Annotated in this window: 18 protein-coding genes; 9 read left to right on the forward strand and 9 right to left on the reverse strand. The window is 62.7% G+C overall.

Translation table 11 applies throughout. The features are described 5' to 3' along the window. Positions 1 to 375: 375 nt before the first annotated feature. From QCM77_RS44040 to QCM77_RS44050, 3 genes are all read right to left on the reverse strand, one after another. Positions 376 to 1,194 (reverse strand): hypothetical protein, encoded by an 819-nt coding sequence (locus tag QCM77_RS44040; RefSeq protein WP_279664662.1) that lies wholly within the window; start codon positions 1,192 to 1,194, stop codon positions 376 to 378. Positions 1,195 to 1,715: 521 nt separating this feature from the next. Further along, entirely contained in the window at positions 1,716 to 1,868 is a 153-nt protein-coding gene (locus tag QCM77_RS44045) for a hypothetical protein (protein WP_279664664.1), read from the reverse strand. Between the two features lie 224 nt (positions 1,869 to 2,092). Then, entirely contained in the window at positions 2,093 to 3,361 is a 1,269-nt protein-coding gene (locus tag QCM77_RS44050) for a hypothetical protein (RefSeq protein WP_279664666.1), read from the reverse strand. Between the two features lie 134 nt (positions 3,362 to 3,495). On the opposite strand from QCM77_RS44050, the gene QCM77_RS44055 reads away from it, so the two are divergent. Further along, a complete protein-coding gene (locus QCM77_RS44055) occupies positions 3,496 to 3,723 on the forward strand; it encodes a DUF2171 domain-containing protein (protein WP_279664668.1) in 228 nt (75 codons plus the stop codon). A gap of 281 nt (positions 3,724 to 4,004) precedes the next feature. Here the strand turns inward: QCM77_RS44055 and QCM77_RS44060 are convergent, their stop codons facing one another. Next, the gene (locus QCM77_RS44060; protein ID WP_279664670.1) at positions 4,005 to 4,154 is read right to left on the reverse strand and encodes a hypothetical protein; all 150 of its coding nucleotides are present in this window, start codon (positions 4,152 to 4,154) and stop codon (positions 4,005 to 4,007) included. 330 nt (positions 4,155 to 4,484) lie between these two features. Between QCM77_RS44060 and QCM77_RS44065 the strand changes: the two genes are divergently transcribed. Further along, a complete protein-coding gene (locus QCM77_RS44065; RefSeq protein WP_279664671.1) occupies positions 4,485 to 4,646 on the forward strand; it encodes a hypothetical protein in 162 nt (53 codons plus the stop codon). Positions 4,647 to 4,749: 103 nt separating this feature from the next. On the opposite strand, the gene QCM77_RS44070 is transcribed toward QCM77_RS44065, so the two are convergent. From QCM77_RS44070 to QCM77_RS44080, 3 genes are all read right to left on the reverse strand, one after another. Next, the gene (locus tag QCM77_RS44070; protein ID WP_279664672.1) at positions 4,750 to 5,547 is read right to left on the reverse strand and encodes a hypothetical protein; all 798 of its coding nucleotides are present in this window, start codon (positions 5,545 to 5,547) and stop codon (positions 4,750 to 4,752) included. A gap of 183 nt (positions 5,548 to 5,730) precedes the next feature. Then, positions 5,731 to 5,967, reverse strand: a complete 237-nt coding sequence (locus tag QCM77_RS44075) for a hypothetical protein (RefSeq protein WP_279664674.1) — start codon at positions 5,965 to 5,967, stop codon at positions 5,731 to 5,733. 105 nt (positions 5,968 to 6,072) lie between these two features. After that, positions 6,073 to 6,309, reverse strand: a complete 237-nt coding sequence (locus QCM77_RS44080) for a hypothetical protein (protein ID WP_279664676.1) — start codon at positions 6,307 to 6,309, stop codon at positions 6,073 to 6,075. Positions 6,310 to 6,575: 266 nt separating this feature from the next. Here QCM77_RS44080 and QCM77_RS44085 point away from each other — a divergent pair, with 266 nt between their 5' ends. Next, positions 6,576 to 6,923, forward strand: coding sequence for a DUF6481 family protein (locus tag QCM77_RS44085; RefSeq protein WP_279664678.1), 348 nt, complete (start codon positions 6,576 to 6,578; stop codon positions 6,921 to 6,923). 167 nt (positions 6,924 to 7,090) lie between these two features. Here the strand turns inward: QCM77_RS44085 and QCM77_RS44090 are convergent, their stop codons facing one another. Next, positions 7,091 to 7,333: a pentapeptide MXKDX repeat protein gene (locus QCM77_RS44090; RefSeq protein ID WP_279664679.1), complete on the reverse strand. Its 243-nt coding sequence runs from the start codon at positions 7,331 to 7,333 to the stop codon at positions 7,091 to 7,093. A 319-nt stretch (positions 7,334 to 7,652) separates the two neighbouring features. On the opposite strand from QCM77_RS44090, the gene QCM77_RS44095 reads away from it, so the two are divergent. From QCM77_RS44095 to QCM77_RS44110, 4 genes are read left to right on the forward strand one after another with little or no spacing between them, the layout of a single operon-like run. Further along, positions 7,653 to 8,675, forward strand: coding sequence for a TRAP transporter substrate-binding protein (locus tag QCM77_RS44095; protein WP_279664680.1), 1,023 nt, complete (start codon positions 7,653 to 7,655; stop codon positions 8,673 to 8,675). After that, on the forward strand, positions 8,672 to 9,226 hold the full coding sequence (locus QCM77_RS44100) for a TRAP transporter small permease (protein WP_279664682.1): 555 nt from the start codon (positions 8,672 to 8,674) through the stop codon (positions 9,224 to 9,226). The genes QCM77_RS44095 and QCM77_RS44100 overlap by 4 nt, the downstream gene beginning before the upstream one ends. Then, a complete protein-coding gene (locus QCM77_RS44105; protein WP_279664684.1) occupies positions 9,223 to 10,581 on the forward strand; it encodes a TRAP transporter large permease in 1,359 nt (452 codons plus the stop codon). Before QCM77_RS44100 ends, QCM77_RS44105 begins: the two co-directional genes overlap by 4 nt. Positions 10,582 to 10,593: 12 nt before the next feature. After that, positions 10,594 to 10,989, forward strand: coding sequence for a hypothetical protein (locus tag QCM77_RS44110; RefSeq protein ID WP_279664685.1), 396 nt, complete (start codon positions 10,594 to 10,596; stop codon positions 10,987 to 10,989). Positions 10,990 to 11,142: 153 nt separating this feature from the next. Here the strand turns inward: QCM77_RS44110 and QCM77_RS44115 are convergent, their stop codons facing one another. Next, entirely contained in the window at positions 11,143 to 11,835 is a 693-nt protein-coding gene (locus QCM77_RS44115) for a GntR family transcriptional regulator (protein ID WP_279664686.1), read from the reverse strand. 198 nt (positions 11,836 to 12,033) lie between these two features. On the opposite strand from QCM77_RS44115, the gene QCM77_RS44120 reads away from it, so the two are divergent. Further along, on the forward strand, positions 12,034 to 12,660 hold the full coding sequence (locus QCM77_RS44120) for a TRAP transporter small permease (RefSeq protein ID WP_279664688.1): 627 nt from the start codon (positions 12,034 to 12,036) through the stop codon (positions 12,658 to 12,660). Then, positions 12,660 to 13,318: TRAP transporter large permease subunit (locus QCM77_RS44125; RefSeq protein ID WP_280096931.1), on the forward strand; the 659-nt coding region annotated here is incomplete at its 3' end. The genes QCM77_RS44120 and QCM77_RS44125, both read left to right, overlap by 1 nt.

Raw genomic sequence — 13,318 nt, forward strand, 5'->3', positions numbered from 1 at the left:
CCACCCCGCGCCGGGGTAACCCGGCGCCAAGCCGAACACGACATCCAACCTCCAGCGCTCCGCCCCGACAGCGACCGAACAAAGACAAGAAAACTCTCGACTTCATAGTTTTTCAGCAGACTGCTAGCGCGTAGGATGGGTAGAGCTCCTGCGAAACCCATCGAGCTTTTCACCTCGCGGTGCGGCCATTTGGAGCGAACATGGCTCTCGTCTGACCGATAAGCGCGCATGAGCGGCAACGACTGCGGTCACTTCACCGACGTAATACTGGCGGTCAGTCTTCCAAGGGCTCGACCCGTCCTACCAGCTACGAACTCGTCGCCAGATACGGCGCGACGGCGCACCGCGGTGCTCGAGACCGACTCCCGAAAGGCGTTATGAATCCGCTGACGCCGCTTTATCGACGGTTACGGCGATGTCGGGGAGTTTATTTGCGAGGTCTGCGGCGAACAGGTGACAGGCAAATGCGACCTCATTGAACTCGCGCCCCGTGATTTTGGTCTGTTCGCCCAATTTGTAGCTTCGTTTTCGTGGGGAGGCCCGTTTGATGTACATCGCCGTGTCCGCTGGGAACGGGCCGGTCGGGCCAGTGATCTCTGTTTCCTGACCATCCTTCATGTAGAATAGCCCGATCCGAGGGATTAGAAGGTCCAGAGTTTCTCTCTCGCCAAGATCTTGGACGCCAACAATGCCGTCACGGTGCTCCAGCACATTCCGGATCTTCTGAAGGGATTTGAACTCCTCTTCGAACGACAGTGGTTCTTTGAGCTGCGGATTAACCAGGCTCATGATTTGCCCGAAGTCCTTCCTGTTAGCCCGCTTGCGAACTTGGGCCTCGAAACCGGCGAGCTCGGCGAGCTTCATCTTGCGACCGACCAATTTACGCCCTTCAACGTACAGGTACGCCTCTTCAAGTGAACGTTTCACACCGCGCGACAAGTCCTGTAGTCCTCGAACCATCACCCAATTCAGATACGCGTCCCTGCGCTCGTCCTCGGTGCGCTGAGGCCCCGGCATCTTTGCGTGAAAGAACGCAGGGTTTCGTGCCTCGGGCTCCTTCTCGAGCGAAGCGTCCCCAATCGCGTTGGCGGCGAACGTAACGAATTCATTCGCGAACTGCGCGGCTCGCTGCGCAGGGTGCGCCACTGCATTGGCATTAAAATTCAGCCCAATTGTTTCCTCAGCAGCTGACATCGCCCCCTCCTCCCTTTTCACCAGAGTGGCACAATTTAGGGTCGAAGATGAAGGGGCAATAATGATCGCGGATCGAGCGTTTGATCCGACCAATTCGTTAGACCACACACGGAAATGGTCGGCTGGGGATGCGATCGGCTCATAGGATGGGTAGAGCACTTTCGAAACTCATCAAGCTTTTCGCCTCTCGGTGCTGACATTTGAGCGAACATGCCTCCCCGTCCGACCAATAAGAGCGCATGTGTGGCAATGATGGCGGTCACTCGACCGACGCAATACGGGCGATGGATTTCGCAAGGGCTCTCCCCATCCTACGAGCTGCCGGGATCGCCATTTTCAGTCTCATCCTCCGGGGACATCCTCTTGGCTCGCCCGGCGAGCTCTTCCGGCGCGCAGGGGACTCGATGCGCCGGCGTTCATCGTGAGCCCGGTCTACGACGCGCACCTGTAAAATCGGCTGTCCTTCACGAACGCGTGGGCAGCCGCGCCCCCGGGCTTTGATCCGGGCAAACGAGCCCTATCTATGCGCCGAGCGACGTACGCCCGATAAGGACTTCGATGCCGCAATCCGACTGGACGAGAATGGCTATCGCATCTGCGGTGGCGGTTGTCGCAATATCGTTCTTGGCAATCGACGCAGGAGTCGTGAACTCCGGCGTGATCACAAAGCCCATCGAGACGGCACGGGCTTCCGTCGCGGACGCGGCGGTGAGGCAGCACCAACTCGCCTTCGCCGTTCAGGCGTGGGCGCGTCGCGGCCACGAGAAGCCTGCCCTGGAAGAATGCCTGGCGATCGATTGAAACAGGCGCCGCACTAAATCGGCCGGGCCGTCGATCAATTGCCTGGAGTCACGCACTCAGTCGAAGCTGGCACGGTTTTTCATCCATCCCCAAGCTTTCATTGATTCGACGCCCACCAGTCGGCAATCGCCGCCGCAAGATCCTTCCACAGCTCGGTCGGCAAATCCGGCACAGCGACCCGGACGCTGTACCGATCCGTTGTTGCGTCGTGAAACCACTCCGTCGCGGCGAAATCGAAGCCGAAGCTGCCGGCGTGGCGAATGGGAAGGCCTTCGCCGCTCAGATCGCGGCTCATGTCTTCGGCGGCCTGCCGGGCGGTCGCCTCATTGAGGGCGCGTCTACCGCGAAGCGTGACATAGAGACCGTGGGTGAAATGCAGTTCGGCCGAGAGCGACGCAAGCGCGGAGGCGAAATATCGCGCCGTGTGACGGCCGTTGCGCAGGATCGCCGCGACACGCCTTCTCGTTAATGCCCAATAGGCCGCGGTGCCCACGAACGGGGGAAAATGCGCCGGCAGCGCCGCGCCGCCGAGCAGCCGCACGGCATTGCGGGTTTCGGCCGCCAGGCGTTCGGACATCAGGCGACCTGCCTTGAGGTCCTTCCCGCTCCAACGCACGAATACAGCAGAGCCGAGCCGGCCGTATTCCACCCCAAGCGAATCCAGCTTGTTATGGCTTCGCACCAACACGACGGGAATGTCCCATCGCGCGGCCCATCTCAGTACGCGCCGGATCCGACCCGATCTGCCAGCGAAACATGTCGTGTCGAAAATCAACAGATCGAGCGCCGAACCGTCGCGGCGCAAGGCCGCTTCGAACGCCCCGGCGGAGGCGCATGAATCCAGCAGGAGAAGCTGTGGCGAGGCTGCCGGAGCAAACGCTTCGTCCGGCGGTAGACTGGCGGTGACAAGCCGCAAATGGGGGACAAGGCTCCCGATCAGCTCCAGTGTCTCGCCGTAAGATCCCGGCAGTACCAGGATGTCGGCCTTATCAATGATCCCTGCTGAGGCGAACAGCAGCGCGGAGATCGCGGCCATGCCGGAGGCGGTATAGATCGTCTCGCTCGTGCAGCCGTGCTCGAATTCATAGAACGAAGGACCACGCACCTTGAGATCCGCGCGCTGATAGTCGTAGCTAAACGCGAACGGACCGCTGGAGGGAGCGGCCGCGTGCGACCAGGCCGTCTCTGTCGCCTTCCAATCATGCAGCGCATGCTCCGCGCGCAGCGCCGCGGCGAGCTGAAATTTGGACGTCACGACCTCGTCGACCGATTGCGGACGAGCCAAACGCAGCGGGCTCCTCAGGCAATCGTTCAACAGCCCAATTTCCCTGTGCTTTCGTTCGAGATAGGCCTTAGAGGTCTCCATGCGAATCTTGATGTGAATCTTGGCAATTGCGACTGCCTTTCAACGTTCGGCGAGCACATTGGCTCCAAGAATCGGCGCCGACCACCTTGCACGAAGACCAGTCCTCGCTGTTGACACTGCACAAGGAGGACATCATGAGCGAAATCAGAGAGCACATGAAAATCATCGGCAAGGACGGCGCTCATGTCGGCACCGTCGACCGCGTCGAGGGCAACCGCATCAAGCTGACGCGGAAGGACAGCCCTGCAGGCCACAAGGACCATCACCATTACATCGACACGAAATATGTCGGTGCCGTCGAAGGCGATGTCGTCAAGCTTTCGGTGAATGCCGACGCGGTGCCGAAGTCGGAAGCGGCCTGACACACTGAGGCCCCTTCGGGACTTGTTGTTTGTTCACGGTCCTGCTCCGCTTCGTTCCCTGAAACGAATCGAGATCGGGAAAATCGTCTTCGGAACGAGTCTTAACGCCGCGTTTCGGCGGCTCGCGTCGACGCGGAACGAACGCGCGATCAGCGCGTTGGACATCCGAATTGAGTAGTGCCGATCTGCCAGCCCCGATCGGCTCTGGAGAACCCCGTGCTTGTCCCCCCGAGCACGGGGTTCTTCTTGTGAACACGGGTTTTTCTCGTAAGAGCGTGCGCTCAGTCCGCCCGTTCCTCGCGCCGATCGCGGGCGAGCTGATGCCAGGCCAGGGCCAGCTCGATGAGACGTTGCCGGTCGGGGCCTTCGGCTGCCACGGCGCGCTTCATCGCCGCCTCGGCTTCGTGCTGTGGATCGTACTTGCTACACATGAGCCCGACTCTAACCGGACGATCTGGACAAGCGCATGGCAATTTCGTCCGTATGATTGCGGGGTTAACACCCTCTTCGCGCGGAGTTGTCATGCGCGATCCACTTCACGCACATGTCGAAGAACCGGCGCGACCATCGCTGCGCCGGTTTTCGGATTTCCATCACTTCATGCGGGTCGCTCAGCGGCCCGTCGTATGCCGCACGAAGCAGTGAGGCTGGCTTGATACAGACCGATCTGTGAAGTGCGTCACAGCCTGCGCCCGGCATCTCCGCTAAACGGCCCCTTAGCGCTCCCAGCAGAGCGAGAAGGCATGGGAGGTGTTCCCGTCATGACACAAGAAGCCGCAGCCGAAATTGCCGTCCCGAGGCAACGGGAAAGATCCGACCCGCTCGGCATCGCATGTCTTGCGACCATCGGCATCGTGATGCTGGCCTGGATCGCAGGCCTGGTCTGGGCCGCGATCGCGTTCTTCAACTGGCTGGTGTCCTGACCCGAGGGGGCGATCGGTCCCTCTTCAATTCTCGGCCAGCGCCGAAACGAAAAAGAGGCGGAGCCTTTCGCCCGCCTCTTTGCTTCAGATCTCGCCGGAAGTCTCAATAACAGGCGCGGGGATCGGCCTGTACATACTGGCCGCTCGGATAGCGATAGTAACAGTTGTCCTGGGCCAGATAGTAGCCGGGGCGCGAGGCAGCCGTGGCGCCGGCGATCGCGCCGGTGGCACCGCCGATCACGGCGCCAGCGGCCGCACCCGAGGCATTGCCCGATATCAGGCCGCCCAGCACGCCGCCGACGATGGCACCGCCAAGCGCGCTTGCGCCGGGATCGGCCGGTGGCGGCGGCGGAGGCGGTTCGTAGGCGACGGGCGGCGGGGCATAGGCCACCGGCACGTCGTCGTAATAGTCCTCCGAGATGTAGCCCGGCGGGCCCGCCATCCGCTGCGGATAATAGTACCAGACGCCGCCGACATCCCACCACCAGCCGGAGCGGCCGTTGTGGACTTCGTGGCGCCAGCGTCCACCATCCCAGGCGACATTGCCGCGATAGGCGTGTCCGCCCCAATCGCGCGCCGGTGCGGGACCCCTGGCGTAATTACGTCCGGGCGGCGGGCCGCCGGCATTGTGCGGGCCAGCACCTGGACCTCCAAAACCTGGACCTGCATGACCTGGACCGCCGGCGTGAGGCTGGCCGCCGGGCTGTGGCCCGGGCCGGGCCGCCTGCTGCGGCGGCGGACCCTTGCGTATGTTCTGCGGCGGCGCACCGGCGCCCGGCCCTGCCGATGGCTGGCCGGCGTCTCTCGGCGGCCTGGCGTCCTGCGCCTGCGCCGAGACGGCGAGCAATGACATGGCCGAAACCAAGGGAATGATGATCTTCATGCGGCTGGACGCACTCATGCGTGCTTGACCCCTGCTCTGTCGATTGCCGTCAATGGCCGTGGTGCCTGGCGCGATAGACGATTCGCCTCGTGCTGAGCTGATGCCGGCTGACATGACTGACCTGCTTTGGTCGGCTAGTCCCGTTACAAATGATTAAGATCACGGCATTTTTTCGTCCGCGCGAACCGCGCTGGAGCGCTTCTAGCGCGCCGGCTCGATCACATTGCAGTTGCTCCGCCCGGACATCAGGCAGTCCTGCATCTTGCTGGCCGAGGTGAGATCGCGGGCGAGCCACCAGCCGACGCCGAGGATCACAATCGCGATGATCAAGCCGGCGATGGCGCCGCGGCGGTTGTCACCGGATTGAGGTTTCGGCCGGGTTTTGGGCTTCTCGCCCGGTTCAGGCTTGAGTTCGGGGTTGGGCTCGGGGCTGGACATGGCTACCTGGTCGCTCGGGCACGAGGGCTTTATCAGCTCTGCGACGTCGCGTCACATCCCGACCAGCCTCCCGGTGCAGCCTCTCCAGTTCAACCCCGGGCCAGTTCAACCCCGGGTCGGCCGGATCGCATCCTTGCGCGAGGTTTCGACCGCAGGGTTCGCCTGCTGGACCCGCGGTGCGCAGGTCGTGAGCACAAACGCGGTCTGGGTGCACTCCCAATCCGCGCCCAGGACTGCACTTTCGATCGGCTGCGGACGGGCGAAGAGCAGCGTGGCGCCGGCCAAGGCTGCCACCGCGACGGCGATCGCGAGCGCCTTCAGGCTCAGTCTTGAGATCGTCATACCCGGGCTCCGTCTCGTATCGGGCGGACGCTAGGCGCCGCTCCGCGTGGCCCCTTATGAGGGACATCACAATTCGGCAGTTTTTCGGGGCTACGAGAGATCGTCGGGGGTGGCGATTTTTCGTCTACCTGATCGGCTGCGATTATGGGTGGCGTCGCGACGCGCGGCGATGTAAACGCTTCTGCGTCGCGTTGCGCCTGCTATGCCCAGCCGACGTACCAACCGAACTGATGTAGGATCGGAAGCGAGGAAGACAAGGCTCGTCGATGAGTGGATTCAGGGAACCCGGCTTCGCAGACCGGCAAAAGGCGGCGCAGGACGCACGCAAAAATCTTTTAAACAAATTCAAGTCGCAGCCCGGGCTCGATGATCCCGCGGTCGCGGCGAAGCGTGCCGAGCGCGAGGCCCTCGCGGCCAAGCGGGCCGAGGCGAAGGCTGCGCGCGAGGCGGAGAAGGCCGAGCAAAAGCGCCTTCAAGAAGAGGCTGCCGCACTCGAGGCCGCGCGGATCGCCCGCGAGGCCGAAGAAGCCGTCGCGAAGGCGGCTGAAGCCGAGGCCGAGCAAAAGGCCAAGCGAGACGCCCGCTACGCCGCCCGCAAGGCCAAGCGCAAGTAACGTTCGCAAGTCGAACGTTCGCAAGTCACGTTCATTTGAATTTGAGCTGAGGCATTATGCCGGGGCGGTCGACGTGACCGCCCCGGCATTTGTCCCAGAACTTTGGGCGCGCGTCTGCCTGTCGCAAACGCCCCCCATGACGACTGAAGATCAGTGACGACTGAAGATCAGTTCTTCTTCATCATCCCGTCGTCTTTCTTCATCCCGTCCTTCGCCATCGTGTCCTTCTTCATGCCGTCGTCCTTGGACATGGTATCCTTCTTCATGCCGTCCTTGGACATCGTGTCCTTTTTCATCATGCCGTCATCCTTGCCCATCTTGTCTTGAGCAAAGGCGGCCGGCGACAGCGCGAGGCCGAGCGAGAGAACGGCCGCCGAGACGCCGAGCGCGATGCGGGTACGAATGGTCATGACTGGTCTTCCCTTCGAGATGATGTTTGTCAGCGACGGACGCCGCTATCTGATCTCGACGGATTGCCACGGGGCGTTGTTACGCGGCCGCTGATAAATTTCTGCGCGCCCGCCGCCGTCCTTCGTTCGGCGGATGCAGGAGATCAGGAGTGTGCAACGCAGCATGACCGACACACTTGCCGCGGCATTCGGTCTCGAACTATCAGATGAGAGAACATTGTCTGAAAGACCGGCTAGAATGGGCCTCAGCGCGGTCTCAAAGACCAGCCCAAAATCACAGCAAACAAGAACCCAAAAAACCGTCCAAGGGAATCACATCATGCTCACGCGCCGCCATCTGATCGCGACCGCCGTCGCCGCACCCGCCATTCTCCGTTTCGGCACTGGTACCGCGCATGCCGCGACCACGCTGAAGATCTCGCATCAATTCCCGGGCGGCACCGTCGACAAGGGCGATTTCCGCGACCGGCTCTGCCGCATGTTCGCCGCCGAAGTCGCCAAGCGCAGCAACGGCGACATCGCCGCTGAGATCTATCCGAACTCCTCGCTGATCAAGACCAACGCGCAGTTCTCCGCGATGCGCAAGGGCGCGCTCGACATCAGCCTCTATCCGATGCCTTACGCCGGCGGCGAATTGCCGGAGACCAATATCGGCTTGATGCCCGGCCTCGTCACCACCTACGATCAGGGCTTGCGCTGGAAGAAGGAGCCGATCGGCAAGGCGCTGACCGACTTCCTCGCCGACAAGGGCATCATCCTGCTCACCTGGGTGTGGCAGGCCGGCGGCGTTGCCAGCCGCTCCAAGCCGATCGTGGCACCGGAAGATGCCAAGGGCATGAAGGTGCGCGGCGGCTCGCGCGAGATGGACATGGTGCTGCAGACCGCCGGCGCCTCGGTGCTGTCGGTGCCCTCGAACGAGATCTACGCGGCGATGCAGACCGGTGCCTGCGATGCCGGCATCACCTCCTCGACCAGCCTGATCTCGTTCCGCCTCGAAGAGGTCGCGAAATCGCTGACCTCGGGCGCGGGCGCGTCCTACTGGTTCATGCTCGAGCCGCTGATGATGTCGAAGGCGATCTTCGACAAGCTGCCGAAGAACCAGCAGGACGTCCTGCTCGCGGTCGGCACCGAGCTCGAAGCCTTCGGCCGCAAGGGCGCGCAGGACGACGACGTCGAGGTCGCCAAGGTCTACGAGAAGGCCGGCGCCAAGGTCTCGGTGCTCGATGCCGCGACCGTCGGCAAGTGGCGTGACATCGCCCGCGACACCGCCTGGAAGGACTACAGCGCCAAGACCGCGACGGCGGCTAACCTGCTCAAGCTCGCTACCGACGTCGCCGCATGAGCCACGGTCCGCTTCCGGATCGTGACGACCAGGCAAACGCTGCCGCAAGGACCGGCCTTGCGGCGGCGATCGATCGCGGTCTCGCCATCCTCAACAGCATCATCGTCGTGTTCGCCGCGATCGCGCTGATCGCGGCCTGCGCCATCCTGAGCTACAGCGTGCTCAGCCGCGCCTTGTTCAAGGCCGCCAATTACTGGCAAGACGAGGCCGCGGTGTTCCTGCTGGTCGGCGCGACCTTCATGACAGCCGCCTACGTGCAGCAGAACCGCGGTCATATCGGCATCGAGGCCTTCGTCGGCCTGCTTTCGCCGCTAGCGAACAAGGTGCGTCTCTGGCTGGTCGATGCCGTGACGCTTCTGTTCTGCGCTTTCTTCGCCTGGAAATCCTGGACGCTGGCGCATGAAGCCTATGTCGACGGCCAGGTCTCGAACTCGATGTGGTCGCCGCCGCTGGCCGTCCCCTATTCGTTGATGGCGCTCGGCATGAGCCTGCTCTGCGTCCAGATCCTCGTGCAGCTTGCGCTGCCCTTCGCAGGAGCCAGACGTCCATGAGCGTTTTCGGTATCGGCCTCGCCTACGGGATCGCGACGCTGGTCGTGATGTTTTCGGGCATGCCGATTGCGTTCGCGCTCGGCGCGGTCGCGGTCGTGTTCATGGGCATCTACATGCCCGCCGCCTCTCTCGATACGGTGACGCAGAACGTCTACGAGGAAATGGCCTCGATCACGCTGCTGTCGATCCCGCTCTTCATCCTGAAGGGCGCCGCGATCGGCAAGTCGCGCGCGGGCCAGGATCTCTATTCGGCCCTGCACGCCTGGCTGCACCGCGTCCCCGGCGGCCTCGGCGTCGCCAACGTGTTCGCCTGCGCACTGTTTGCGGCGATGGCGGGCTCCTCGCCCGCGACCTGCTCGGCGATCGGCTCGGCCGGCATCCCTGAGATGCGCAAGCGCGGCTATTCCGGCGGCTTTGCCGCCGGCATCATCGCCGCCGGCGGCACGCTCGGCATCCTGCTGCCGCCCTCGATCACCATGATCCTGTTTGCGGTCGCCGCCGAAAAATCGCTCGGGCGTCTGTTTCTCGCCGGCATCGGGCCCGGCCTGCTGCTGGTCTCGCTGTTCGGCACTTATGCCGTGATCCGCTTCCGCCGGGAATATGCCGCCGCCGAAGCGATCTACAAGAACGGCGGCCCGGAGGCGGCGATCCTCGCCCGCGACGAATACACGCTCGCGGAACGCTTCAGCGTGCTGCCGCGCGTGATCCCCTTCGTGCTGCTGCTCACCGGCGTCATGATCGCGCTCTATGGCGGCTACGCCACGCCGTCGGAGACCGCCGGCCTCGGCGGCCTCTTGGCGTTGGCGTTGATCGCGGCGATCTACAGCGTGTGGCGGCCGAGCGACCTCGCCCCGATCCTGAAATCGACGATTCGGGAATCGACCATGCTGATGATGATCATCGGCATGTCGCTGCTCTACTCCTACGTGATGAGCTATCTGCACATCTCGCAATCGGCCGCCGAATCCGTCGTCGCGATGCACCTGCCGCGCTGGGGTCTCTTGTTCGCGATCCTCGTCATGGTAGTGGTGCTCGGCTTCTTCCTGCCGCCGGTCTCGATCATCCTGATGACGGCGCCGATCATCCTGCCGCCGCTCCGCGCGGCCAATTTCGACATCATCTGGTTCGGCGTCGTCATGACCATCGTGATGGAGATGGGGCTGATCCATCCACCCGTCGGCCTCAACATCTTCGTCATCCGCAACGTCGCGCCCGACATCCCCTTGCGCGAGGTGATCTGGGGCACGCTGCCGTTCGTGCTGCTGATGATGGTTGCGGTGCTGCTGCTGTGCTTCGTGCCGGGGATCTCGACCGCCCTGCCGGATCTGGTGATGGGGCCGGACGGGAGCAGGTGACGGGAGGAGCTGGTGGAACACGTAGACCCAGGAATCGGCGTCTTTCTCGTTCTCGCCCTCATCCTGCTGACGCCGTTCGTCGTTGGCTCATTGCTGGGCGTGGCGTTCACGCGGCTTATCAAGCGTCGGGGCTGGCGGCCTCAGGTGATCTCGGTCTGGCCGATATCCGTGATGTTCGGAACGCTGGCCTACGTCGTGGCGCCGGCATTGGCGTTTGCCGTGTTGTTCGAGTTCTTGGATCCTCATCCGCTGACGTTCTTGACCGGGCTGGCACTGGCCCTGTTCTACACTTGGCCGATCTGGCTGCTGATGGGGCCGGTGCTCTTCATCTACGTCACCTATCTCAAGAACCGCCGAAAGTGGCTGAGAGACTCGACTGTAGCGTACCTCTCGGTCGTTGGCATCTGAATGCGCGTTTATATTCTGGTTTTCGCCCTTTATGTTCTGGTTCTCGCATTGAGATCGTAGGGTGCGCAAAGCGAGGCGTGCTCACCACGTTGCATCCAACACGCATGGTGGGCACGGCGCTATGCACCTTTGCCCACTCTACGAGCGCATCGATTACGACTCGCTCTTCCGCCGTGGCTTCGGCGCGATCGTGCTGCCGGCCACGACCTGCAACAGATCCTTGCGCACGGCCTCGATGTGCCGCTCCAGGAACCGGCAGGCTTCCTCGACCTTCTCCGCGCGGCAGAGCGCGATCAGTTGGGCGTGCTCCTTTTCCGCGATCCCCATCGCCTTGGTGTTGGAGAGCTGGAGGCGTGTGTAGCGGTCGCTGGTCTGGAGCAGTGACAGCACGATCGCCCGGGTGCGGGGCTGCGGGGCATGGACATACAGCGCCATGTGGAAGTCGGCGTTGAGCTGGCCCCATTCGCTGACGTTGCGCGCCTTGATCGCCTTCTCGAAGCTTTTGTGGATGTCATCCAGCCCCTCGAAATCCTCCGCGCTGAAGCGAGGCGCCGAGTGCGCCAGCAGCCGCGGCTCCAGAATCCGGCGCAGGTCGAAGACGTCGTTGATCTCGTCCAGTGATAGCTCGGAGACGATGGCGCCCTTCTGCGGAACGATCCGCACCAAGCCCTCCGCTTCGAGCTGAAATAGCGCCTCGCGCACGGGAATGCGGCTGACGCCATAGGCATCGCCAAGCGCATCCTGGCGCAGCTGCGATCCGGCCGGATAGGTGCCGTCGAGGATTGCTTGCCTGAGCTGGTCGACGATCGCAGCCGACAAGGTGCGATGCTTCAGAGGCTGTTTCATCTGATCTTCCGTCTTCCTCCGCGACTCGTCCGGCCGAAGCGGTCCCTCTCTTGCATGTTGAGGGACCCAGCAAAAGCAAGGTGCCCAGCAAAAGCGCGTCCTGCCGCCGAAATGACCGCAATCTCCATTTGACACCAAAAATGTATAAATTATACATTTTGGATTGGCACGAGAAATCTCGTGGGGCTTGGGGGTTTGATGATCGAAGAAGGGACGATGCCGGTTGCGGGCGCGCTTAGCGCCCGGCGGATTGTGATCATGGCTTCGAGCGCGCTCCTCGCGTTCGAACGTCTGGCTCTGATGGGCCTGATGTACCTGCTCACCGGCCTGATCCTGGTCAACGTCGTCACCCGTTACTCGCATTTCCCGATCTACTGGATCGACGAATCCGCGGTCTATTGCGTGGTCTGGCTGACATTCGTCGGCGCGTCCGCGATGACGCGGCTGCGGCTCGATTTCGCGGTGACGATGCTGACGGAACGTCTTTCGCCCCGCGCCCAGAAGATCGCGAAGGTGATCTCGACCGGCCTCGTCGTCGTGTTCGGCGTAGCCCTCGTCATCACCTGCGTGCTCTGGATGGACCCGATCGGGCTTGCGCGCGCCGGCTTCGACGGGCGCAAGCTCGCGGCCGAAACCTTCAATTTCCTCTACACCGAGCACACCCAGACGCTGAACTGGCCGACCTGGGTCCTCTATTTGACGTTGCCGATCTTCGCGGTGTCGATGACCATTCACGGTCTCGCCAATTTGCTGGAAGACCTCGAGCTGGTCCCGCGCGCGCCACCGAAGGGCTTTGCGCTCTCCGAGCTCGACGGGGTCAACTGATGATCACGTCAGCAGCCTTCGTCGCGATCATGCTGGTCGGCGTGCCGATCGGCCTCTGCCTGTGCCTTGCCGGGCTCGTCTACATCGCAGCATCCGGCAATCCCGTGCTGTTCCAGTCCTATCCGCTCCAGCTGTTCGGCGGCGTCGACAGCTACGGCCTGATCGCGATTCCGCTCTTCATCCTGATCGGCGAGATCATGAACGGCGGCGGCATCACCCGTCGCATCGTCGACATGGCGATGGCGTTCGTCGGCTCGCTCAAGGGCGGGCTCGCCTACGTCAACATCCTCGCTAACATGTTCATCTCATCGATCCTTGGGTCTGCGACCGCGCAGGTCGCGATCATGGCCCAGATCATGGTGCCGGAGATGGAGAAGAAGGGCTACGACAAGACATTTGCGGCAGGACTGACAGCCTATGGCGGCATGCTCGGCCCGATCATTCCGCCGTCGGTGATGTTCGTGGTCTACAGCGTGCTCGCGCAGGTCTCGGTCAGCGACATGCTGATCGCCGGCATCGTGCCGGGCGTCATCCTCAGAGGGTGTGATCTATTCGACGGCTCATCGAGCACTATAGCCGAAAGCCGTCGCAGTGTGATTCTCTGGCGATGGCGGATTCGCAGGAGACCACGATGGCAAGCGATGAATTGTTCGGAGCA

This window comes from Bradyrhizobium nivariense, from assembly GCF_029846695.2.
Lineage (GTDB): Bacteria > Pseudomonadota > Alphaproteobacteria > Rhizobiales > Xanthobacteraceae > Bradyrhizobium.

Excerpts from the sequence above, each read along its gene's own strand:
- QCM77_RS44040 (WP_279664662.1), bottom strand. The coding sequence starts at position 1,194 with ATGTCAGCTGCTGAGGAAACAATTGGGCTGAATTTTAATGCCAATGCA.
- QCM77_RS44045 (WP_279664664.1), bottom strand. The coding sequence starts at position 1,868 with ATGGGCTTTGTGATCACGCCGGAGTTCACGACTCCTGCGTCGATTGCC.
- QCM77_RS44050 (WP_279664666.1), bottom strand. The coding sequence starts at position 3,361 with ATGGAGACCTCTAAGGCCTATCTCGAACGAAAGCACAGGGAAATTGGG.
- QCM77_RS44055 (WP_279664668.1), top strand. The coding sequence starts at position 3,496 with ATGAGCGAAATCAGAGAGCACATGAAAATCATCGGCAAGGACGGCGCT.
- QCM77_RS44060 (WP_279664670.1), bottom strand. The coding sequence starts at position 4,154 with ATGTGTAGCAAGTACGATCCACAGCACGAAGCCGAGGCGGCGATGAAG.
- QCM77_RS44065 (WP_279664671.1), top strand. The coding sequence starts at position 4,485 with ATGACACAAGAAGCCGCAGCCGAAATTGCCGTCCCGAGGCAACGGGAA.
- QCM77_RS44070 (WP_279664672.1), bottom strand. The coding sequence starts at position 5,547 with ATGAGTGCGTCCAGCCGCATGAAGATCATCATTCCCTTGGTTTCGGCC.
- QCM77_RS44075 (WP_279664674.1), bottom strand. The coding sequence starts at position 5,967 with ATGTCCAGCCCCGAGCCCAACCCCGAACTCAAGCCTGAACCGGGCGAG.
- QCM77_RS44080 (WP_279664676.1), bottom strand. The coding sequence starts at position 6,309 with ATGACGATCTCAAGACTGAGCCTGAAGGCGCTCGCGATCGCCGTCGCG.
- QCM77_RS44085 (WP_279664678.1), top strand. The coding sequence starts at position 6,576 with ATGAGTGGATTCAGGGAACCCGGCTTCGCAGACCGGCAAAAGGCGGCG.
- QCM77_RS44090 (WP_279664679.1), bottom strand. The coding sequence starts at position 7,333 with ATGACCATTCGTACCCGCATCGCGCTCGGCGTCTCGGCGGCCGTTCTC.
- QCM77_RS44095 (WP_279664680.1), top strand. The coding sequence starts at position 7,653 with ATGCTCACGCGCCGCCATCTGATCGCGACCGCCGTCGCCGCACCCGCC.
- QCM77_RS44100 (WP_279664682.1), top strand. The coding sequence starts at position 8,672 with ATGAGCCACGGTCCGCTTCCGGATCGTGACGACCAGGCAAACGCTGCC.
- QCM77_RS44105 (WP_279664684.1), top strand. The coding sequence starts at position 9,223 with ATGAGCGTTTTCGGTATCGGCCTCGCCTACGGGATCGCGACGCTGGTC.
- QCM77_RS44115 (WP_279664686.1), bottom strand. The coding sequence starts at position 11,835 with ATGAAACAGCCTCTGAAGCATCGCACCTTGTCGGCTGCGATCGTCGAC.
- QCM77_RS44120 (WP_279664688.1), top strand. The coding sequence starts at position 12,034 with ATGATCGAAGAAGGGACGATGCCGGTTGCGGGCGCGCTTAGCGCCCGG.